The sequence below is a fragment of the Sphingomonas arantia genome, from assembly GCF_042682045.1.
Taxonomy (GTDB): domain Bacteria; phylum Pseudomonadota; class Alphaproteobacteria; order Sphingomonadales; family Sphingomonadaceae; genus Sphingomonas_R; species Sphingomonas_R arantia.
This window is the reverse complement of the sequence record NZ_JBHUGS010000002.1, coordinates 1,141,022-1,161,194: the sequence shown is the minus strand read 5'-3', so window position 1 is coordinate 1,161,194 and position 20,173 is coordinate 1,141,022. Positions and strand designations below refer to the sequence as shown.

Here is a 20,173-nt window from a genome sequence, read left to right as displayed (position 1 = left end):
CGCGCCGTCAAGAAACGAGTGGACCGGTTGCCACCGGGTCCGTCATGTTCGCCCGAAATCCGGGGGGAGTGGCATGGCGGGTATACGGACTTTGGGCGGCGCTGTGGCGATCGCATGTATGGCGGTGCCGGCCGTTGCGGCGGATGTCGGGGAACGGGCGGCGATCGAGCGGGCGCTTGCGCGGGGGAAGAGCATCTACGCCTACGACCAGGCGGCGTGGGTGACGACGGATGTGGCGATGGCGACGATTTCGGACGCGCAGAAGCGGGAAGTGCGCGGCTGGGTGGTCGTACCCGCTGCGAAGGGGCGGCTGACCGTGACCTATTACGGGATGACGGGTGCGACGCCCTATAAGATCTTTACGGCCGACACCGATGGACACTCGGTCGATAACAAGCGCGTCTGAGCGGCGGACGCCGCGCGCAATCTGGCGCCCGAGCTGGTCACGCAGAGCCGGGTCCGCGACCGGATGATGCAGTTGGGCCTGCGTCCGTGCGCGCCGGCAGCGTTCAACAGCGTGATCCTGCCGCCCGAAACGAGCGGCGGGCCGTATATCGGTTATCTGCTATCACCGCATACCGATGGTGTGGGCTATCCGGCGGGGGGGCATTACCGGATCGAGGTTTCGCAGGCCGGCAAGGTCGTGGCGCAACGGCCGTTTACGAAGAGCTGTATCGCGTTGGGCGGCCGTGGGCCGGATGGCGCGAAGCCCGCCGCCTTGGTGGTCAGCCACATCCTCGATCCCGTGCCGACCGAGATCCATGTGTTCGTGTCGCTCGCGACCGGGTTGCCGCTGTATGTGGTGACCGGGCCGGATGCGACGTGGAAGGTCACGGGCACAGCGATCGAGCGGGTGAAGATGCCCGGCTGAACGGGTCAGGCCAGCCGGCGCGAGACTTCGTTCATGAAGCGGACGTCGTCGCGGGCTGCGAGAAGCGGGGCCTCCGCGGCGATCGCGCCGAGCATGGCGGCGAGCGGGTCCAGCTCGGACTTGGCGTAGTTGCCGAGGACATGGCCGGTGACGCGGTCCTTGTGGCCGGGATGGTCGATGCCGATCCGGACGCGGCGGAAGGCGTTGCCGATATGCGCGTCGGCGGAGCGCAGGCCGTTATGGCCGGCATTGCCGCCGCCGGTCTTCACCTTCACCTTGAACGCGGCGAGATCGAGTTCGTCGTGGAAGATGGTAAGCGCGTCCTCGCCGAGCTTGTAGAAGCGCAGCGCCTCGCCGATCGCGCGGCCGCTGTCGTTCATGAAGGTGGCGGGTTTGAGCAGCAGGACCTTGTCCGGACCGATCCGGCCGGGGGCGAGCCAGCCCTGGAACTGCTTCTTCCAGGGGCCGAAGCCGTGGACCTCGGCGATCGCATCGACCGCCATGAAGCCGACATTGTGACGGTGGAGCGCATATTCCGCGCCGGGATTACCCAGGCCGACCCAGATCTGCATGTGCTGGCGTCCTGTTCGGGTGGGCTGACGTTTGGGTGTCGAGGGGCCGCTTTGCGTTGCCCGTCTGTAAAAGGATCGCCGCCGCCAACGCCCCCCTGGGACGTCGGTGGCGGCGGACCGAAGCTGTCCCGCCCCCATGAAGGGAGCGGGAGGGGCCTCAGTCTTCCTTCTCTGCTGCGGCTTCCGCCTCGGCAGCGGCCGACTGCTCGGCGGCGAGCGCCTCGTCGGCGGCTTCGTCTTCGGCGTTCGGGATCGTCGGGGCGGCCATCGTCGCGATCGTAAAATCGCGGTCGGTGATCGCCGGGGTGACGCCGTTCGGCAGCGTGACGTTGCTGATGTGGATCGAGTCGCCGACTTCGACGCCGGCCAGCGAGATCGTGATCTCGCCCGGGATCTCGGACGCGTCGCAGACCAGGTCGACTTCATGCTGGACGATGTTCAGCACGCCGCCGCGCTTGATGCCCTTCGACTCTTCCTGATCGACGAACACGACGGGCACCGAGACGGTGACGGTGGCATGTTCGGAAATGCGCAAGAAATCGACGTGCATCGGCCGGTCGGTGACCGGGTGGAAATGCACATCCTTGGGAATCGTGCGGATCGCGGCGCCGGCAACGCCGTCGACCATGATGACCGAATTCATGAAATGCCCGGTGCTGAGCATCTTGACCAGGGCCTTTTCCTCGACGTGGATCGAGAGGGCTTCCTGCTTGTTGCCGTAGATCACGGCGGGTACGCGGCCTTCACGACGCATGGCTCGGGAGGCTCCCTTGCCAGCCCGATCGCGCGTCTCGGCCGACAGTGTGAGCTGATCGCTCATAATATGTCTCCAGACATTGATGTTGACCCCACGCCGCGCCTCCAGGGATGACCATGGCGGGGATTGGCGCGCGTAGCGGGAATTTGCGGATTTTGCAATGCGGGTGCGGACTGCGAGGGGGCTTCGCTCGGGGTAGCGGGTCTGTCCAGCCTAAGCCCCTCTCCCCAACCCTCTCCCCGGAGGGGCGAGGGGGCTTGGTCGTGCGTTGCCTTGACGCTTTGCCTCATGCTGACGCAAGGGAATCACTAAATTAGTGAAAGTCCGAAGGCCGCCCATGCCCGACCTCAAGCCGCTCAGTTTTCAGGGCCTGATCCTGACACTCCACGACTATTGGAGCCGCCACGGCTGCGTCATCCTGCAGCCTTATGACATGGAGATGGGGGCGGGGACGTTTCACCCGGCGACGACGTTGCGCGCGTTGGGGCCGAAGCCGTGGAAGGCGGCCTATGTCCAGCCGTCGCGGCGGCCGACGGATGGGCGGTATGGCGAGAACCCGAACCGGCTGGGGCATTATTACCAGTATCAGGTGATCCTGAAGCCGAGCCCGGACGATCTGCAGGACCTGTATCTGGGCTCGCTGGCGAAGATCGGGATCGATTTCACCGCGCATGATATCCGGTTCGTCGAAGACGATTGGGAAAGCCCGACGCTGGGCGCGTGGGGGCTGGGCTGGGAGGTCTGGTGCGACGGGATGGAGGTGACGCAGTTCACCTATTTCCAGCAGGTCGGCGGCTATGACTGCAAGCCGGTGGCGGGCGAGCTGACCTACGGGCTGGAGCGGCTGGCGATGTATATCCAGGGCGTCGACAATGTGTACGACCTGGCGTTCAACGACGACGGCGTGACCTATGGCGACGTGTTCCTCGAGAACGAGAAGCAGTTTTCGAAGTATAATTTCGAGGCGGCCAACACCGAGACCTTGTTCAAGCAGTTCACGCTGGCGGCGGACGAGGCGCGCGCGCTGATCGAGGCGAAGCTGCCGTTGCCGGCGTACGACCAGGCGATCAAGGCGAGCCATATCTTCAACACGTTGCAGGCGCGCGGCGTCATCTCGGTGGCGGAACGGGCGGCCTATATGGGCCGGGTGCGCGATCTGGCGAAGGGCAGTTGCCAGGCGTGGATGGAACACAATGGCTGGGACGACGAGAGCGTGAAGTTGGCCGCTACGGTCCCAGGCACGACCGGTCAGGATGCGAACTGATGGCTGATTTCCTGCTCGAACTCCTGTCCGAGGAAATCCCTGCGCGCATGCAGGAGAAGGCGTGCGCGGACCTGGCGCGGCTGTTCGCGGCGGAGCTGGCGAAGGCCGGGTTGGCGGCGGACGTGGTCGAGACCTATGCGACGCCGCGGCGGCTTGCTCTAATCGCGCGCGGGTTGCCGCTGGCGACGGAGCCGGTGGCCGAGGAGGTGAAGGGGCCGCGTGCCGATGCGCCGCCACAGGCGCTGGCCGGGTTCCTGGGCAAGACCGGACTGACGCGCGAGCAGCTGGTCGAGCGGGCGGATGCCAAAGGCAATATCATCCTGTTCGCGGTGACGGAGAAGCCGGGGCGCGCGACCGCGGCGGTGCTGGCGGAGGCGGTGCCGGCGATCATCCGCGGGTTCCCGTGGCCGAAATCGATGCGCTGGGGGGCGGAGTCCGCCAGCACCGCGTCGCTGCGCTGGGTCCGGCCGCTGAAGGGGATCGTGGCGCTGCTCGACGAGATGGTCGTGCCGATCGAGATCGCGGGCATCGTGTCGGGTGCGGCCACGGTGGGGCACCGGTTCCATCATCCGGAGCCGATCACGATCGGGTCGGCGGACGACTATGCGTTCAAGCTGCGCACCGCGCACGTCATCCTGGACCCGGCCGAACGGCGCGCGATCATCCGCGACGGGGCGGCGGCGGTTGCGGCGGCGGCGGGGCTGAGCGTGGTACCGGACGAGGGGCTGGTCGCGGAGAATGCCGGGCTGACCGAGTGGCCGGTGCCGCTGCTGGGCGCGTTCGACCCGGCGTATCTGGCGGTGCCGCGCGAGGTGATCCAGCTGACCATGCGGACCAACCAGAAATATTTCGCGCTGGTCGATGCCGCGGGGGCGCTGGCGCCGAACTTCGTCTGCACGGCGAACATCATGGCGCGCGATGGCGGCGTGGGGGTTGTCGCGGGCAATGCGAAGGTGCTGGCGGCGCGGCTGTCGGATGCCAAGTTCTTTTGGGAACAGGATCTGAAGGTTCCGTTGGCGGACAGCGCCAGGAAGCTGGACCAGATCGTGTTTCACGAGAAGCTCGGGACGGTGGCGGACAAGGTCGACCGAGTGGCGAAGCTGGCGCGGTGGTTGGTGGAGGAGGGGATTGTGTCTTCTTCCCCCTCTCCCCTGCGGGGAGAGGGCTGGGGTGGGGGGCTGCGGCTTGATGCGGCGTCGTCCCAGGCCACGCCCCCCACCCCAACCCTCCCCCCGGTGCGGGGAGGGAGTCCGGTTGCGCCTAGTTTGGCGCAGATGGCCGAGACCGCGGCGCGGCTGTGCAAAGCGGACCTCGTCACCGGCATGGTCGGGGAATTCCCCGAATTGCAGGGCATCATGGGCGGCTATTATGCCCGCGCGGAAGGCTATCCCGACGCGGTCGCCGACGCGATCCGCGACCATTACAAGCCGGTCGGGCAGGGCGACGACGTGCCGACCGCTCCGGTGACGGTGGCGGTTTCGTTGGCTGACAAGCTGGATAGCTTAGTCGGTTTCTTTGGAGCCCAAGAGCGGCCAACTGGCTCAAGCGACCCCTTTGCGTTGAGACGCGCGGCGCTTGGTGTGATCCGGTTGTTGACGCACAATCATCTTCGCTGTTCGCTCTCGACCGTTAGGGAGCAGGCGCTAGACCTCATCCTAAGCACAGTTATCGTAGCGGCGAACGACGAAGCGAATGGCGCTCTCAGAGAAGCTGTGTTCGGGCTTTATAAGCCTGAGTTCCGGTTTGGAGAACCCGAGATACTTTCTTCCGTCGATCTGGAGAGTGAGCGGGGGTATCGTGTATCCCAGTATTTCATGATGTATGCTCCGATGCTGGAGAGCTTTTTTGTTGACCGGTTGAAGGTTCAGCAGAAAGAAGCCGGTGTCCGGCACGACCTGATCGACGCTGTCTTCGCACTCGGCGGTGAGGACGATCTGGTTCGGTTGCTGGCGCGGGTTCATGCGTTGCAGGCGTTTGTGGAGACGCCGGAGGGGATCAACCTGTTGGCGGGGTATAAGCGGGCGGCCAATATTCTGAAGAAGGAGCCTCCGGCGGAGTCTGCGGGGGCGGACTATGTGATGGAGCCGGCGGAGGCGGAGCTGGTGGCGGCGCTGGATGCGGTGGAGCCGGCGGCGGAGGTTGCGGTGGCGGCGGAGGACTTTGCGGGGGCGATGGCGGCGCTTAGTCGTTTGCGGGGGCCGATCGATGCGTTTTTCGAGGGTGTGACCGTGAACGATGTGGATCCGGGGAAGCGGGCGGCTCGGTTGGCTTTGTTGGGGCGGATCCGGGCGGCTGTTCATCGGGTGGCGGATTTTTCGAGGATCGAGGGGTAGGGCTGTTCTCCCGCGTAGGCGGGGGTCCAGTTCTGGTTGTTGGTCTTGGGGCTGGGCGGGTGGATACGTCGGTATTCGACGCTTAGCTGGGCCCCCGCATCCGCGGGGGTACTGTTTTGATTTGCTGGTGTTCCCCGGCGGAGGCCGGGGCCTTGGTGGGGCTGTTTCGCCTAGGCCCCGGCCTTCGCCGGGGAACTGGTGGGGGTGGGAGCTCGGCGTGAGCCTCCCCTTGTCCAGCGTTGTCAGGGTTGTCCTTGCGGGGTCGGGGTCGCCAAGTGGGGGTCATTGTTGATCGCTTGAAGGAATGCCCATGGCCACCGATCCTACCGCCGCGGCCCCGCGCTACGTCTATCGTTTCGGCGGGGGGGTGTCCGATGGGGGCAAGGGCGACAAGAACCTGCTCGGGGGCAAGGGCGCGAACCTGGCGGAGATGGCGTCGATCGGGCTGCCGGTGCCGCCGGGGTTCACGATCTCGACCGAGATGTGCGTGCGTTATTATGACGAGGGCGAGCAGTTTCCGCAGTCGTTGCGCGACGAGGTCGCCGCGGGGCTGACCCATATCGAAAGGATCACCGGTAAGACGTTCGGCGATGCGGCCGATCCGTTGCTGGTGTCCGTCCGGTCGGGCGCGCGCGCGTCGATGCCGGGCATGATGGACACGGTGCTGAACCTGGGCCTGAACGACGAGACGGTCGAGGGGCTGGCCACGGTGTCGGAGGATCCGCGCTTCGCGTGGGACAGCTACCGCCGTTTCATCCAGATGTATTCGGACGTCGTGCTGGAGCTGGATCACGGCGCGTTCGAGGAGGCGCTGGAGATCGCCAAGGAGGATCGCGGCTATACGCTCGATACGCAGCTGAGCGCCGAGGACTGGCAGGCGCTGGTCAAGGAATACAAGGCGATCGTGCTCGACCAGTGGAAGAAGCCGTTCCCGCAGGACGTGCACGAGCAGCTGTGGGGTGCGGTCGGCGCGGTGTTCGGATCGTGGCAGTCGGAGCGCGCCAAGGTCTATCGCCGGCTGAACGATATTCCGGCTGCATGGGGCACAGCGGTGAACGTGCAGGCGATGGTGTTCGGCAACATGGGCGATACGTCGGCGACCGGCGTGGCGTTCACGCGCGATCCGTCGAAGGGCGACCGGGCCTATTATGGCGAATTCCTGATCAACGCGCAGGGCGAGGATGTCGTCGCGGGCATCCGCACGCCGCAATATCTAACGCTGGCGGCGCGCGAGGCGGCGGGTGCCCGCGCGGCGTCGATGGAAGAGGCGATGCCCGAGGTCTATGCCGAGCTGGCCAAGGTGTTCGACCTGCTCGAGACGCATTACCGCGACATGCAGGATATCGAGTTCACGGTGGAACGCGGGCACCTGTGGATGCTGCAGACCCGCGCGGGCAAGCGGACCGCAAAGGCGGCGCTGAAGATCGCGGTGGACATGGCGGCCGAGGGGCTGATTTCGGAGGAGGAGGCGGTCGACCGCGTCGATCCGGCGGCACTCGACCAGCTGCTCCACCCGACGCTCGATCCGGCGGCGCCGCGCGACGTGATCGCCAAGGGACTGCCCGCATCGCCGGGTGCGGCGTCGGGCATGGTCGTGTTCGACGCCGATACCGCGGAGAAGCGGTCCGAACAGGGTGAGTCCGTCATCCTGGTGCGCGTCGAGACGAGCCCCGAGGATATTCACGGGATGCATGCGGCCAAGGGCATCCTGACCGCGCGCGGCGGGATGACCAGCCATGCGGCGGTGGTGGCGCGCGGCATGGGGCGGCCGTGCGTGTCGGGCGTCGGCACGCTGAACATCGACGCCAAGGCGAAGGTGATGAAGGTCGGCGGGCGCGAGGTGCGCGAGGGCGACATCCTGACGATCGACGGGTCGACCGGCGAGGTGATGCTGGGCGAGGTGCCGACGGTGCAGCCCGAGCTGTCGGGCGATTTCGCCGCGCTGATGGTGTGGGCCGACAAGGTCCGCCGGCTGAAGGTGCGGACCAATGCGGAGACGCCGAACGATTGCCGCACCGCGCGGGAATTCGGCGCGGAGGGCATCGGGCTGTGCCGGACGGAGCATATGTTCTTCGACGCGGCACGGATCACCGCGGTGCGCCAGATGATCCTGGCGGAGGACGAGGCGGGCCGGCGGAAGGCGCTGGCGCTGCTGCTGCCCGAGCAGCGGTCCGATTTCGCGGAGATCTTCGAGATCATGGCGGGCCTGCCGGTCACGATTCGCTTGCTCGATCCGCCGCTGCACGAATTCCTGCCGCATGCGGAGGAGGAGTTCGTCGAGGTGGCCAAGGCGACCGGCCTGAGCCTGGAGGCGCTGAAGCGGCGGTCGACCGAGCTGCACGAGTTCAACCCGATGCTGGGCCATCGCGGATGCCGGCTGGGCGTGACCTATCCCGAAATCTACGAGATGCAGGCGCGCGCGATCTTCGAGGCGGCGGTCGACGTGGCGGAGCGGACGGGTGCCGCGCCGATCCCCGAGGTGATGGTGCCGCTGGTCGGCACGGCGCGCGAGCTGGAACTGATGAAGGCGGTGATCGACAAGGCCGCCGCCGCGGTGTTCGCCGACAAGGGCCGGACGGTCGAATATCTGGTCGGGACGATGATCGAGGTGCCGCGCGCCGCGATCAAGGCGGGCGAGATCGCCGAGTACGGCGAGTTCTTCAGCTTCGGCACGAACGACCTGACGCAGATGACGCTGGGCGTCAGCCGCGACGACGCGAGCCGGTTCCTGTCGGTCTATGTCGACCAGGGGATCTACGCAAAGGACCCGTTCGTCAGCCTGGACGTGGAAGGTGTCGGCGAGCTGATCGCGCTGGCGGCGGAGCGCGGGCGTGCGGCACGGCCGGACATCAAGCTCGGCATCTGCGGCGAGCATGGCGGCGACCCGGCGAGCATCGCCTTCTGCGAGAAGACCGGGTTGGATTATGTTTCGGCGTCGCCTTACCGGGTGCCGATTGCACGATTGGCGGCGGCGCAGGCTGCGTTGCGGGCTCGGTAGCTGCTAGCTCCCTCCCCCCGGTGGGGGGAGGGCTATTGGTTGGCTTACGAGAAGGTGCGGCGGTGGTCGTCGTGGCGACCGGTGTCGAGCAGTTCGGCCTGTTCGCGCCAGCGTTCGCGGGCGATGACGCCGGGGGCGGCACCCAGCTTGTTTTCGAGGGCGGCTTCGTCCGCGGCGCTCATCCGGACGATGTCGCGGTAGCTGTGGACGCCAAGGTCGTTCAGGCGCGCTTCGTCGCCGCGACCGACACCGCGGATCAGCGACAGGTCGTCGCGCTGGCCAGCGCCGGTCGCGCCGAGGCCGCCGGCGACGCCGAGGCCGGTGCCGGTCGCGATGCCATTCCCGTTGTGGTTGGACCGTTCGAGCTGAACGATGCGGTCGTTCGCGGCGGCAAGGCGCGCGTCGTGCGCGGTGCGTGCGGCGGCATGGTCGGCGCGTTCCGCCTCATAGGCGCGGCGCCATTTCCGCCCACCGGAGCGGGAGGCGAGACCGAGCAGCCAGCCCAGCACCAGTACGAGCAGCAGGATGGCCCATTGGTTCGTCGTGAAAGCCGGCATCTTCAACCTCCCTTTTCTGTGCGGCAAAAACACCGCGGCACGCACAGTCGTTCCGCCCGGGTTACGACCGGTCGGTGAGGCGTGCAACCGGACGCCGGTCTTACTTGATTAGGTTGTCCGAGATCGAGCAGGCGGCGGGGCCGAGGATGACGATGAACAGCACGGGCAGGATGAACAGGATCAGCGGCACCGTCATGATCGCGGGCAGGCGCGCGGCCTTTTCCTCCGCGCGCATCATGCGTTCGTTGCGGAATTCGGCGGACAGGACGCGGAGCGCGGAGGCGAGCGGGGTGCCGTATTTCTCGGTCTGGATCATGGTGGTGACGACCCCGCGGACCGCATCGAGCGCGACGCGCTGCGCCAGGTTTTCGAACGCGGAGCGGCGGTCGGTCAGGAAGCTGAGTTCGATCGCGGTCAGCGCGAATTCGTCGCCCAGTTCGGGGTAGGCCTTGCCCAGTTCGCGCGCGACGCGGTTGAACGCGGCATCGACGGTCAGGCCCGCTTCGGCGCAGATGACGAGCAGGTCGAGCGCGTCGGGGAGGCCCTTCTGGATCTCCTTCGACCGTTTCGAAATCTTGTTCTGCACGAACAGGTCCGGCGCCTTGTAGCTCATGATCAGCGCGACGGCGAAGACCGCGAATTTCTTGAATGAACTCCATTCCGGAAACCCGTCCATCCCGTAGATGTAGAGGGCCGCGCCCCCGCCGATGACGATCGGCAGGACGAGCCGGCCGAAGATGACGGCGATCGCGGCGTCCTTCGATCGGAGGCCGGCCTGCACCAGCTTGCGTTGCGCGTCCTCGAGCTGCGATTCCTGCAACACCTTGAGCGAGGCGAGCAGCGTCCGCATGCGGTCGGTCGCCTGGCTCGAGCTTTTGAGCTTCGCGCGGCGCGAGGTCGACGCGGTGATGCCGGCCTTCAGCTGTTCGCGCCGTTCGTTGAGCGCCTTTACGCGTTTCGCCATCGGATCGCGCACGCTGAGCGCGGTGTAGATCGCGTAGACCAGGCACAAGGTGGCGAAGGCGGAGAGGAGCGTGGCGGCCCAGAGGACGTCGATCCCCATGAGCGTCGGGCCGGTGGTCTGCATGATCGTCCGTCCCCGCTCAGATTTCGAAGTTGATCATCTGCGCCATGATGTAGGCGCCGATCGACATCCAGACGATGCCGCCGCCGCCGGCGATCATCAGCCGCGGGTCCGTGAAGAATTTCAGCATGTAGCCGGAATTGACCATGTAGATCATGCCGAACACGACGAACGGCAGCGAGCCGAGGATGTAGGCGGACGCGCGCGATTCGGACGCCATCGCCTTGATCTTCAGCTTCATCTGGCTGCGCTTGCGCAGGACATCGGCCAAGTTGCTGAGCGTTTCGGCGAGGTTGCCGCCGGTTTCGCGCTGGATCGCCAGGGTGATGACGAAGAACTGGAATTCCGGCGTGCCGAGCCGGTCGGCAGTTTCCTGGAGTGCCGCCTCCATGCTGCGGCCGATCTTCATCTTGTCGGCCACGCTGCGGAACTCAATGCCGACCGGGCCCGGGACCTCCGATCCCACGACGCCCAGCGTCTCGGAGATGGGCAGGCCGGAACGCAGGCCGCGGACGAGCAGTTCGATCGCGTCCGGGAACTTCGCGGTGAACGCCTTGATCCGACGGGCCGTGACGATGCCGATGAATTTGTAGGGCAGGCAGATGCCGGCGAACAACCCGACCGACAGAGAGAGCAGAAACGGCGCCCCGCGCAACAGTAGCAGGATGAAGGTGCCGAAGCCGATCGCGATCGATACGACCGCATATTTGCCGATCGTCCAGTCCTTGCCGGTCGCCTCCAGCTTGCGCGCGATCGATTCCGGGTTCGGCAGGAGGCGGGTGAAGTAGCTGTCCAGCCGGGTTTCGCGCTGTTGCAGCACGCGGCGCATCTGCGCCTCGACGATGTTGCCTTCGGCATGGCGCAGCTTGATCGCGCCGATCCGGCGGTTCTGCGCCTTCACCGCGGACGGGCCGGAAAAGGCCGCGACCAGCATGATGCCGGCCGACAGCATCGCGCCCAGCAGGACGAGCATCGGCATCATCGGCATGGACGGAGTCCTCCCCCGGAACCGGGCGCGTGGAGGGCGACCGGATGCATCAGCCCTTGACCGGCTTCAGCTTGCGCGCGGGCAGCATGGATTTCAGATCGCCGAACTTGCCGAGCAGCGAGCGTGCGGCGGGTGTGCCGGCGATGACCGCCGTGTCGGCCGTCTCCATCATGCGCGCCGCGATGTCCTGCAGTTGCTGGCCGAGCTTGGTGGCCTTGGCGACCTCCGCCAGTGGCTTGCCGAGCTTTGCCGCCTGCGCCGCGAGCTTGGGATCGAACGGCAGCACGACGTCGATCTTGCGTTCGATCGAGCTTTCGAAATCGCTGCGGCTGACCTCGGTCGGGCCGGTCGCGGGGACGCGGTTCGCGACGACGATGACGCGCGATTGCGGGGCGGACGATTTGAGCCAGGACAGGATGCGGATCGTGTCGCGCGTGGCGGCGAGCGTGAGATCCGCGACGACGACCGTGGTGTGCGCATCGTGCATCAGCAGCGGATGTTCGACCAGCACGTGGCGCGGCAGATCGATGACGGTGCATTCATAGGCACCCTTCATCTCCTCCTGCAACTGGAAATAGGCGCCGCCGCCATTGGCGAGCGGGCTGGTGATCGGGGCCTCGGCCGACAGGACGGACAGCCGCTGGTTCGCCTTCACCATCGCGCGTTCGAGGAACAGGCCGTCGATACGGCCGGGATTCTCGATCGCGTCGGTCAGGCCGCGGCCCGGTTCCAGATCGAGCGCCAGCGCACCGGTGCCGAAATGCACGTCGAGGTCGAGCAAGGCGGTGGTGCGGCCATGCTTTTCACCGAACAGCCAGGCGCAGGACGTCGCCACCGTCGACGCGCCGACGCCGCCGCGGACGCCGATGACGGCGCACATCAGGTGCATCCGGTCCGTCGACGGGTCGGCATGGCGCGGGCCGGACACGACCATCTGCGCGTGGGTGAAGGCGTCGCGGACCTGATCGGTCGAGAATGGCTTGAGCAGGTAATCCTGGATCCCGGAGGCGACGAGATCGCGGTACAGCCGGACGTCGTTGACCATGCCGGCGGCGATCACGATCGTGCCGGGTTCGCACACCTCGGCCAGCGCGTTGATGTCGTTGAGCGGATCGCCGCTTTCCGACATGTCGACGAACAGGATGTTGGGGCTGGCCGAGACCGAGAGCGACTGGACCGCGGCGCGCAGGCCGCCGAGGAAGATCTTCTCCGTCGGCCAGCCGAGTTCGGCCGCGACGGGTTTCAGGACGTCGGCGGTCGATTGGTCGCAGACATAGGCAGCGAACGGTTCCTTGAGGACGCTGCTGCGGATCTGGAAGGGTGCGTTCATTACTGGCCCCCCCCCTTGGCGCTTTCGGCCTTGACCGCACCGCTGACGCCGGTCGGGATGAGGTCGTTATAGGCCTTCAGTGCGCGGGTGTTGGCGGTCGTGCTGCGCGCGGCGGGGCCCTTGCGGCCGGCGATCAGATCCTGCGGGTCGGCGATCATCGCGGCGAGGTTGCTGTTCGTGGCGCACCCGAAATTGCGATCGGTGGAGCCGTCGTCATAGGCCTGCGACGCGCGGGACCAGTTCGGGCAGTTCGGGACGAAGGCGGTGCTGCGGCTGACGATCACGCGAACCATGCCGTCGGCGACGGCGCCTTCGGTGACGGGCGGGGTTTCGCCGACGAGCAGGCCGTAGCGCGCAATGACGCGGGCGACCGCATCCTGCGCGGGGCGGCCGCCGCGCGCACCGTCGTCGACGGTGATACGGTCGCCATAACCGATCTTGAGCGCATCGAACCAGCCGGTCAGGCGACGATCCTCGCCGTCGGCCAGACCGTCATAGCCGGTGCGGACGTCGAGCGCGTAATCCTGCCGCGCGACGAGCGGTTGGTTGATCGATTCCATGCCGCGCGTGACGGAACGGGCGGCGGGGCCGCAACCGGTGAGGACAAGTCCGCCGGCAATGAGGGCGGTGATGAGGGGACGCATCGGGCGCATCGGAGCGGCTTCCTTTTCGTCGGTCGTCAGAATGAGAAGCCGGGAGCGGCGACGGGCGGCGTGGTGCCGGGCGGAACGGCAGCGGTGCCGCCGCGCGCGGCCGGCGCGACGGTCATCGGCCGGACCGGCGCGGACGGTACCGCGCGCGGGACGGGACGGGGGCTGTTGCTGCCCTCCGCCAGTTGGCCGCCCAGGATGCGCGCGGCGTCGTTCGGCGAACGATAGCCGTCGGTGGGCAGCACGATGCGGTTGGCATCGGTCGGTTTCACCAGATACGGCGTCACGACGATCACCAGCTCGGTTTCCCTGCGCTGGAAACTGTTCGACCGGAACAGCGCGCCGATCACGGGCAGGTCGCCCAGGAACGGCGCCTTGGTGATCGCATTGTTCTGGTTGTTCGACAGCAGACCGCCGATCACCATCGATTCACCCGAGCCGAGTTCCAGCGTCGTTTCGGTGCGGCTGGTGGTGATTCCCGGGATCGTATAGCCGCCGAGCGTCACAGAACCGGCACTGGACAGCTGCGACACCTCCGGCCGGACGCGCATCGAAATGCGGCCGTCGGACAGCACGAACGGCGTGAACGACAGGCTGACGCCATATTGCTTATATTCGACCGAGACGGCGCCGAGCCCCTGGCTGATCGGGATCGGGATTTCGCCGCCGGCCAGGAAGCTGGCGGTTTCGCCCGATAGCGCGGTCAGGTTCGGGTTCGCCAGCGTCGTGACGAAGCCGTTCTGTTCGGCGAGGTCGAGCGCGGAGATGATGTCGAGCCCGAACAGCTTGCCGGCGAAACTCAGCGTCGATCCGATGCTACCGCGCGTGACCTTTCCCGTATCGACGTCGATGGCGCTGCCCTGCGCGATACCGAAGTTGAAGCCGCTGGTACTGTCGCTCGTCAGCAGGTTCACGCCGACATTCTTCAGGAAGGATCGGCTGACCTCCGCGATGCGGACCTGAAGGTTCACCTGGAGCGGGGTGGCGGTCTTGAGCCGGCTGACGATCTGCGTCGTGGCGCCGGAGAAGGCCTGGACCAGGCGGGTGGCCTCCCCCACGTCGTCGGGCGTCGCGACGGTGCCGGTCAGCAGGACCATGCCGTTGATCGGCGTCGCCACGATCGCGGCATCGGGCAGCGCCAGTTGCAGCATCTGATCGAGATTCGTGATGTTCTGCCCCACGCGCACCGTGGCCGACCAGACGACGGCGCCGGACTTGTCGGTGGCCGACACGGTGGTTTCGCCGGGACCCTTGCCGAACACATAGAGCTGGTTCGCGGACCGGACCTGGACGTCGGCGATCTTTTCGTCGGCGACGAATAGGTCGGACATGGCGCGGGGCAGGCGGATCATCTGACCGCGGCCGACCGACACCTGCAACACGCGGGTGCCGATCTCGGACTGTACGGGTGCGGTGCGGGTGGCGGCGGAGGCCGGCAGCGGGGTGGCGAGCGCGATGGCGGCGGCGAGGCCGGCCGCGACCGTCAGGCCGATCGCGCCGTTGCGGGGCGCGGTGAAATCCGGACGCATCTTATTTCCCTCCTGCGGGAACGACGGTGATGGCGTTGCCGCGCGCGACGCGCACCATGGGGCCGCCGGAGATGATCGGGGCGCCGCCCGTCGGGGCCGCGGCGACCATGACCGGCATCGGCATGCCCGGCCCGGACGGACCCGAGCGGGGGGCGGGGCGGGGGACGGTCGACCGCTGGAACCGCGAGACGTCGGCGCCGGTCGAATAGCTGGAGTCGCCTTCCTGCGGGCGGTTCGCGACCTCCAGCAGCATGCGGCGTTCCGCCTTCGGATCGGCGGAGTCGGGGACGTTGACCTCGCCCGCGGCGATGGCGCGTTCCAGTTCGGCGGTGTTGTCCGCGATCGAGCGGAGCGACAGCGACATCGTGCCGACCGTCTGCGCGACGGCGAGCTTCTCCGCGATCTTCGGCGTGGCTTCGACCGTGACGCTGGAGAAGGTGGACACGACCGACTTGCCTTCCTCGTTCACGGTGTTGTCGGTGCGCTGGTCGGTGGCGAGCACGCGGACGTTGCGCAGGATGGTTTCGGCGGCCTTCAGCGGTTCGCCCTCGCCGCCGGCGACCGACTGCGTCAGGACCACGTCGACGCGGTCGCCCGGGAAGACGAAGCCGGCGACGCCCGCTGCGCTGTCGATCGCCAGCGTGACGGCGCGCATGCCGGGGCCGAGTGCCGCCGCCAGGAAGCCGCGGTCGCCGGGCTTCACCAGCGACCCCTGCGTCACCGGCTGTCCGGCCGTGATTTCCGACCGGACGACGGTGCCCTGAAGCGCGGCGACATCGGTCTCGCCCTTCAGGAAATAGGCTTTCTCGATCAGGTCCTTCGGCCATGCGGTGTAGCGGAAGCTTTCCGGGCCGATGATGGTGCCGACGGGCAGCGCGCGGGTCGCGACCAGGACTTCGGGCCCGACCGGCACGGCTTCGACGTTGGCGGCCTGTGCGCTGGGCGCGCCGCCGCCGGAGATCATCGACCGGACGGCGAAGGCGGAAATGCCTGCCATCAGCAATGCCCCGGTGAGCAGGCCAAGCTTCTTACCATCCATGTCGTCAACAGCCTCCTGAGCGGGTTAACCAACCCGACGTCCTTAATGGGCGAGGGTGCTTAAGATATCGTTTGCGATGATGCAGAGCGTCGCGGCGGCGATGGCGACGCCGTACGGCACCTCCGGCTGGCCCGGCTTTTTCGCCATGCGGTGGGCGATCAGCACGACGAGCGTCAGCACGCCGCCGATCAGCGCCATCAGGATCAGCATGGGCATGATCGCGCCGAACGGCAGCCAGAGGCCCACCGCGGCGATCAGTTTCACATCGCCGCCGCCCATCGCGCCCAGCGCGAAGAAGCCCGCGAACACCGCGAACAGTACGACGCCGACGGCCAGATGCAGCGCCATGTCCGGCCACGGATCGACGCCGGTCGTCCACCACCACAGCGGCGCGGCGAGCGCGATCCCGGCGTTCAATGCGTTCGGGATCGTGCGCGTGCGGATATCGCCCCACGCGGCGTAGAGCAGCGCCCCGGAAAACAGGGCCAGCAGCAGGGCGATCGATGTCGGCATGACCAAGGCCCCTAGACGGACTTGCTTAGCAAACCGTAACGGGGGCCATGCCGACGCCGCCCTTCGATCGCCGCGCGATGCCGCCGGGACTGTCCTTTGCGCCGTGGACCGCGCCGGACGGCTGGGTGCTGCGGCGCTTCCACTGGCCCGCACCGGTCGACCGGCCGTGTCGCAAGCGGATGCTGTTCCAGACCGGGCGGGCGGATTTCGCGGAGAAGTATCTCGAGACGATGGCGCACTGGCATGCGCGCGGGTGGGACATATCGGGGTTCGACTGGCGCGGGCAGGGTGGGTCGCAGCGGGAGGACGGCGGGGAGGCCGGTCTTGGCGCCATGCTGGACGATCTGCGCGCGTTCGCGGCGGAGTGGCGGCGGGCGGACGGGATGCGTCATGTCGCGGTCGGGCATTCGATGGGCGGGCATCTGCTGCTGCGGTTGCTGGCGGAGGGTTTCGAGGTGGACCGGGCGGTGCTGGTCGCGCCGATGCTGGGGTTGAAGGCGGATGGTCTGCCGGCGTGGGTGGGCGGCGCGATCGCGCGGACCGCCGTGGCGCTGGGGCTGGGCGACCGGTTGCTGGCGGCGCGGTCGGCGGGCGCGATCGGGCGGCAGGGGCGGCTAACCGGGGATAGCGAACGCTATGCCGACGAGGCGCACTGGGTCGGGCTGTACCCGGCGTACCGCGTGCTGCCGCCGCGCTGGCGCTGGCTGGCGGAGGCTTATGCGTCGATTGGGCGGCTGGAGGCGGCGGGGGTGCTGGAGGCTGTCCGGGTGCCGACGCTGCTGATCGGGGCGGAGCGCGACCAGTTGGTCGATGCGCGGGCGATTCGGGCGGCGGCGGCGCGGATGCCCGCGGCGAGCCTGGTGATGCGGAGCGATGCGGCGCACGAATTGCTGCGCGAGGTGGATGCGGTGCGCGACGCGGTGCTGGCGCGGATCGACGCGCATCTGGACGACGCGACATGACCTACGACATTGCGATCATCGGGGCGGGGATGGCGGGGGCGAGCCTGGCGAGCGAGCTGTTCGGTGCGGGGCGCGTCGTGCTGATCGAGGCGGAGTCGCAGCCGGGCTATCATGCCACCGGGCGGTCGGCGGCGTTCTGGACCGAGAGCTATGGCGGGCCGGCGGTGCAGCCGCTGACGACCGCGTCGCACGACTGGCTGGCGGCGGGCGGGTTCCTGACGCCGCGTGGAGCGGTGCATCTGGCCGGGCCGGGGGATGCCGGGCTGCTCGATGCGATGCTGGCGACGTTCGGGGATCGGATCGCGCTGGAGCGGCTGGACCGTGACGCGCTGGAGGGGATGATTCCCGGACTTCGCGAAGGGTATGACCGGGCTTTGCTGGAGGCCAGCACGTGCGACATCGATGTCGCGGCGCTGCATGCGGATTATCTGGCGCGCGGACGGCGGGGTGGGGTGGAGCTGTTGTGCGATGCGCAGATCGTGGCGGCTGACCGGCGCGACGGGGTGTGGGACCTTGTGATGGCGGACGGGCGGCGGGTCGCTGCGCGGGTGCTGGTCAATGCGGCGGGAGCCTGGGCGGGGGCGGTCGCGGCGCTGGCGGGGGCGTCGCCGATCGCGATCGCGCCGTTGCGGCGGACGATGGTGCAGCTGGCGGTCTCGCCTGCGCCTGCGCCGACGCTGCCGCTGGTGATCGATATCGCGGGGCGGTTCTACCTGAAGCCCGATGTGGGCGGGCGGTTGTGGCTGTCGCCGCATGACGAGACGCCGGCCCCGGCGGGCGATGCGGCGGCGGACGAGCTTGACGTCGCGGTGGCGATCGACCGGTTGGAGCGGACGGTCGACTGGACGGTGGTGGCGCGCGAGCGGGCCTGGGCGGGGTTGCGGAGTTTCGCGCCGGATCGGGCGCCGGTTTATGGGTTTGATGCGCGTGCGCCGGGGTTCTTCTGGTTCGCGGGGCAGGGCGGTTTCGGGATACAGACTGCGCCGGCCGCGGCGATGGTCGGGGCTGCGTTGTTGACCGGGGGGGTGCTGCCGGGGGCGGTGGCTGGGGTCGATGTGGAGCGGTATGCGCCTGGGCGGTTTGGGTGAGCTGCTGCTTCGGGCGTCGGCTTCTCGGCTACGCTCGAAGGGTCCCTCGACTTCGCTCGGGATGGGCGGTGTTTTTTCGCACGTCCCCCACCCCGTTTGGTTCGAGCTTGTCGAGAACTGCGCGAGTTCTCGACAGGCTCGAACCGAACGGGGTGGGGTGGGTTCTCGACAAGCTCGAACCGAACGGATTTTTGGGGCAGGGGGAGCCTGCCCCCTACCGCCGCGCCGCCATCGCTGCGGTCGAGGCAAGCACGTCGGCGCGTTCGTTGTCGGGGTGGCCGGCGTGGCCCTTGACCCATTTCCATTCGATGCGGTGGCGGGCGGAGGCGGCGATGAGGTCCTGCCAGAGGTCGGCGTTCTTGACCGGCTGGCGGGCCGACGTCTTCCAGCCGTTCTTTTGCCAGCCCTTGATCCACTTGGTCAGGCCATCCATCACGTAGCGGCTGTCGGTCGACAGAATGACGTGGCACGGGCGGGTCAGCGCCTCCAGCCCGCGGATCGCGGCCATCAGTTCCATGCGGTTGTTGGTGGTCAGCGGCTCGCCGCCGGACAGTTCCTTTTCCTTGGCCCCCGCGCGGATCAGGACGCCCCAGCCGCCGGGGCCGGGGTTGCCCTTGCAGGCGCCGTCGGTGGCGACTTCGACGGTGGTGAGGGCGGCGTCGTCGGTCGTCATTGCGGGAAGAGTTCTTTCATCGGGCGGTCGCGATAGGCGTCCATGCGGCGGACGAAGGCGGCGGGGTCCTTGCGCGTCACAAGCGCATCGGCCGGCGTGTTGAGCCAGTCCCACGCGCGGGTGAGCGCGAAGCGGAGCGATGCGCCGCGGGCGAGGACGGGGAGTGCGGCGCGTTCGGCATCGGACAGCCCGAAGGTTTCGGTGTAGCCCGCCAGCAAGGCCGCCGCGCGGTCGGCGTGGAAGGTGCTGCCGTCCGCGTCGAAGCACCAGCTGGCGTGGGTGATCGCGACGTCGAGCGCGCGGATGTCGGCGCAGGCGAAGTAGAAGTCGATGATGCCGGTGACCGCGTCGCCCAGCATCAGGACGTTGTCGGGGAACAGGTCGGCATGGATGACCGAGACGGGCAGGTCGTGCGGCCAGTGCGCGTCGAGATAGGCGCGTTCCTCGGCCACCCGCGCGGCGAGGCCGGGTGCGACGCGATCGAGATCGGCGCCGCAGCGGTCGGCGAGCGCGTTCCAGCCCGTGATGCCGAGCGCGTTCGGGCGGCGGGGGGCGAAATCGCGCAGGCCGGCGTGGAGCGACCCGAGTGCCGCGCCCGCCGCGCGGGCCTGCGCCGCGGTCGGGTGGGTGACCGAGACGCCGGTCAGATATTCGATCAGGCAGGCGGGGCGGCCGGCGACGGTCTGGACCTGCACGCCCGTCCGGTCGCGGATCGCGCGCGGTACGGGCAGGCCGCGGTCGGCGAGGTGATCGAGCAGGGTCAGGAAGAAGGGCAGGTCGGCGACATCGACGCGCCCTTCGTACAGCGTCAGGATGTAGCGGCCGGTCGTGGTGTCGACGAGGAAATTGCTGTTCTCGACCCCCTCGGCGATGCCCTTGGCCGAGACGAGCGTGCCGGCGTAGTAGCGCGCGAGCAGATCGGCCAGCTCCTCGGCGGAGACGGGGGTGAATACGGCCATGGCAGG

19 protein-coding genes are annotated in these 20,173 nt (G+C 67.9%); 7 read left to right on the top strand and 12 right to left on the bottom strand.

The features are described 5' to 3' along the window. Positions 1 to 118 precede the first annotated feature (118 nt). A complete protein-coding gene (locus ACFSGX_RS11115; protein WP_380929868.1) occupies positions 119 to 406 on the top strand; it encodes a hypothetical protein in 288 nt (95 codons plus the stop codon). Between the two features lie 63 nt (positions 407 to 469). After that, positions 470 to 871, top strand: a complete 402-nt coding sequence (locus ACFSGX_RS11110; protein WP_380929866.1) for a hypothetical protein — start codon at positions 470 to 472, stop codon at positions 869 to 871. A 5-nt stretch (positions 872 to 876) separates the two neighbouring features. On the opposite strand, the gene pth is transcribed toward ACFSGX_RS11110, so the two are convergent. Further along, positions 877 to 1,443, bottom strand: coding sequence for an aminoacyl-tRNA hydrolase (pth, locus tag ACFSGX_RS11105; RefSeq protein WP_380929865.1), 567 nt, complete (start codon positions 1,441 to 1,443; stop codon positions 877 to 879). A 157-nt stretch (positions 1,444 to 1,600) separates the two neighbouring features. Next, the gene (locus tag ACFSGX_RS11100; RefSeq protein ID WP_380929863.1) at positions 1,601 to 2,263 is read right to left on the bottom strand and encodes a 50S ribosomal protein L25/general stress protein Ctc; all 663 of its coding nucleotides are present in this window, start codon (positions 2,261 to 2,263) and stop codon (positions 1,601 to 1,603) included. A gap of 274 nt (positions 2,264 to 2,537) precedes the next feature. Here ACFSGX_RS11100 and ACFSGX_RS11095 point away from each other — a divergent pair, with 274 nt between their 5' ends. The 3 genes from ACFSGX_RS11095 to ppdK all read left to right on the top strand — a co-directional run bounded on the left by ACFSGX_RS11095 (position 2,538) and on the right by ppdK (position 8,795). After that, positions 2,538 to 3,464 carry a glycine--tRNA ligase subunit alpha gene (locus tag ACFSGX_RS11095; protein ID WP_380929861.1) on the top strand — a complete coding sequence of 309 codons (927 nt, stop codon included), beginning with the start codon at positions 2,538 to 2,540 and terminating at the stop codon, positions 3,462 to 3,464. Continuing rightward, entirely contained in the window at positions 3,464 to 5,797 is a 2,334-nt protein-coding gene (gene glyS, locus ACFSGX_RS11090) for a glycine--tRNA ligase subunit beta (protein ID WP_380929859.1), read from the top strand. The genes ACFSGX_RS11095 and glyS overlap by 1 nt, the downstream gene beginning before the upstream one ends. 310 nt (positions 5,798 to 6,107) lie before the next feature. Further along, a complete protein-coding gene (gene ppdK, locus ACFSGX_RS11085) occupies positions 6,108 to 8,795 on the top strand; it encodes a pyruvate, phosphate dikinase (protein ID WP_380929857.1) in 2,688 nt (895 codons plus the stop codon). Positions 8,796 to 8,839: 44 nt separating this feature from the next. Here the strand turns inward: ppdK and ACFSGX_RS11080 are convergent, their stop codons facing one another. The 8 genes from ACFSGX_RS11080 to ACFSGX_RS11045 all read right to left on the bottom strand — a co-directional run bounded on the left by ACFSGX_RS11080 (position 8,840) and on the right by ACFSGX_RS11045 (position 16,485). Beyond that, on the bottom strand, positions 8,840 to 9,352 hold the full coding sequence (locus ACFSGX_RS11080; protein ID WP_380929855.1) for a hypothetical protein: 513 nt from the start codon (positions 9,350 to 9,352) through the stop codon (positions 8,840 to 8,842). Positions 9,353 to 9,452: 100 nt separating this feature from the next. Next, positions 9,453 to 10,439, bottom strand: coding sequence for a type II secretion system F family protein (locus tag ACFSGX_RS11075; RefSeq protein ID WP_380929853.1), 987 nt, complete (start codon positions 10,437 to 10,439; stop codon positions 9,453 to 9,455). 16 nt (positions 10,440 to 10,455) lie between these two features. Then, positions 10,456 to 11,424, bottom strand: a complete 969-nt coding sequence (locus ACFSGX_RS11070) for a type II secretion system F family protein (protein ID WP_380929851.1) — start codon at positions 11,422 to 11,424, stop codon at positions 10,456 to 10,458. A 49-nt stretch (positions 11,425 to 11,473) separates the two neighbouring features. Continuing rightward, positions 11,474 to 12,754: a pilus assembly protein CpaE gene (locus ACFSGX_RS11065; RefSeq protein WP_380929849.1), complete on the bottom strand. Its 1,281-nt coding sequence runs from the start codon at positions 12,752 to 12,754 to the stop codon at positions 11,474 to 11,476. After that, positions 12,754 to 13,407, bottom strand: coding sequence for a CpaD family pilus assembly protein (locus tag ACFSGX_RS11060; RefSeq protein WP_380929848.1), 654 nt, complete (start codon positions 13,405 to 13,407; stop codon positions 12,754 to 12,756). The genes ACFSGX_RS11065 and ACFSGX_RS11060 overlap by 1 nt, the downstream gene beginning before the upstream one ends. Before the next feature lie 26 nt (positions 13,408 to 13,433). After that, complete coding sequence (locus ACFSGX_RS11055; protein WP_380929846.1) at positions 13,434 to 14,933, bottom strand: type II and III secretion system protein family protein; 1,500 nt, start codon at positions 14,931 to 14,933, stop codon at positions 13,434 to 13,436. A 1-nt stretch (position 14,934) separates the two neighbouring features. Next, positions 14,935 to 15,972 carry a Flp pilus assembly protein CpaB gene (gene cpaB, locus ACFSGX_RS11050; RefSeq protein WP_380929844.1) on the bottom strand — a complete coding sequence of 346 codons (1,038 nt, stop codon included), beginning with the start codon at positions 15,970 to 15,972 and terminating at the stop codon, positions 14,935 to 14,937. Positions 15,973 to 16,014: 42 nt separating this feature from the next. Continuing rightward, positions 16,015 to 16,485: an A24 family peptidase gene (locus tag ACFSGX_RS11045; protein WP_380929843.1), complete on the bottom strand. Its 471-nt coding sequence runs from the start codon at positions 16,483 to 16,485 to the stop codon at positions 16,015 to 16,017. A 47-nt stretch (positions 16,486 to 16,532) separates the two neighbouring features. Here ACFSGX_RS11045 and ACFSGX_RS11040 point away from each other — a divergent pair, with 47 nt between their 5' ends. Then, positions 16,533 to 17,447, top strand: coding sequence for an alpha/beta hydrolase (locus tag ACFSGX_RS11040; protein ID WP_380929842.1), 915 nt, complete (start codon positions 16,533 to 16,535; stop codon positions 17,445 to 17,447). Continuing rightward, positions 17,444 to 18,535: an NAD(P)/FAD-dependent oxidoreductase gene (locus tag ACFSGX_RS11035; protein ID WP_380929840.1), complete on the top strand. Its 1,092-nt coding sequence runs from the start codon at positions 17,444 to 17,446 to the stop codon at positions 18,533 to 18,535. The genes ACFSGX_RS11040 and ACFSGX_RS11035 overlap by 4 nt, the downstream gene beginning before the upstream one ends. A gap of 214 nt (positions 18,536 to 18,749) precedes the next feature. On the opposite strand, the gene rnhA is transcribed toward ACFSGX_RS11035, so the two are convergent. Together rnhA and thrB are read right to left on the bottom strand one after the other, a co-directional pair. Continuing rightward, entirely contained in the window at positions 18,750 to 19,208 is a 459-nt protein-coding gene (gene rnhA / locus ACFSGX_RS11030; RefSeq protein WP_380929838.1) for a ribonuclease HI, read from the bottom strand. Then, a complete protein-coding gene (thrB, locus tag ACFSGX_RS11025) occupies positions 19,205 to 20,167 on the bottom strand; it encodes a homoserine kinase (RefSeq protein ID WP_380929836.1) in 963 nt (320 codons plus the stop codon). Before thrB ends, rnhA begins: the two co-directional genes overlap by 4 nt. Positions 20,168 to 20,173: the final 6 nt, after the last annotated feature.

Bases quoted from the DNA above. Each gene is read 5' to 3' on its own strand.
- ACFSGX_RS11115 (WP_380929868.1), top strand. From the start codon at position 119: ATGGCGGTGCCGGCCGTTGCGGCGGATGTCGGGGAACGGGCGGCGATC.
- ACFSGX_RS11110 (WP_380929866.1), top strand. From the start codon at position 470: ATGATGCAGTTGGGCCTGCGTCCGTGCGCGCCGGCAGCGTTCAACAGC.
- pth (WP_380929865.1), bottom strand. From the start codon at position 1,443: ATGCAGATCTGGGTCGGCCTGGGTAATCCCGGCGCGGAATATGCGCTC.
- ACFSGX_RS11100 (WP_380929863.1), bottom strand. From the start codon at position 2,263: ATGAGCGATCAGCTCACACTGTCGGCCGAGACGCGCGATCGGGCTGGC.
- ACFSGX_RS11095 (WP_380929861.1), top strand. From the start codon at position 2,538: ATGCCCGACCTCAAGCCGCTCAGTTTTCAGGGCCTGATCCTGACACTC.
- glyS (WP_380929859.1), top strand. From the start codon at position 3,464: ATGGCTGATTTCCTGCTCGAACTCCTGTCCGAGGAAATCCCTGCGCGC.
- ppdK (WP_380929857.1), top strand. From the start codon at position 6,108: ATGGCCACCGATCCTACCGCCGCGGCCCCGCGCTACGTCTATCGTTTC.
- ACFSGX_RS11080 (WP_380929855.1), bottom strand. From the start codon at position 9,352: ATGCCGGCTTTCACGACGAACCAATGGGCCATCCTGCTGCTCGTACTG.
- ACFSGX_RS11075 (WP_380929853.1), bottom strand. From the start codon at position 10,439: ATGCAGACCACCGGCCCGACGCTCATGGGGATCGACGTCCTCTGGGCC.
- ACFSGX_RS11070 (WP_380929851.1), bottom strand. From the start codon at position 11,424: ATGCCGATGATGCCGATGCTCGTCCTGCTGGGCGCGATGCTGTCGGCC.
- ACFSGX_RS11065 (WP_380929849.1), bottom strand. From the start codon at position 12,754: ATGAACGCACCCTTCCAGATCCGCAGCAGCGTCCTCAAGGAACCGTTC.
- ACFSGX_RS11060 (WP_380929848.1), bottom strand. From the start codon at position 13,407: ATGCGCCCGATGCGTCCCCTCATCACCGCCCTCATTGCCGGCGGACTT.
- ACFSGX_RS11055 (WP_380929846.1), bottom strand. From the start codon at position 14,933: ATGCGTCCGGATTTCACCGCGCCCCGCAACGGCGCGATCGGCCTGACG.
- cpaB (WP_380929844.1), bottom strand. From the start codon at position 15,972: ATGGATGGTAAGAAGCTTGGCCTGCTCACCGGGGCATTGCTGATGGCA.
- ACFSGX_RS11045 (WP_380929843.1), bottom strand. From the start codon at position 16,485: ATGCCGACATCGATCGCCCTGCTGCTGGCCCTGTTTTCCGGGGCGCTG.
- ACFSGX_RS11040 (WP_380929842.1), top strand. From the start codon at position 16,533: ATGCCGACGCCGCCCTTCGATCGCCGCGCGATGCCGCCGGGACTGTCC.
- ACFSGX_RS11035 (WP_380929840.1), top strand. From the start codon at position 17,444: ATGACCTACGACATTGCGATCATCGGGGCGGGGATGGCGGGGGCGAGC.
- rnhA (WP_380929838.1), bottom strand. From the start codon at position 19,208: ATGACGACCGACGACGCCGCCCTCACCACCGTCGAAGTCGCCACCGAC.
- thrB (WP_380929836.1), bottom strand. From the start codon at position 20,167: ATGGCCGTATTCACCCCCGTCTCCGCCGAGGAGCTGGCCGATCTGCTC.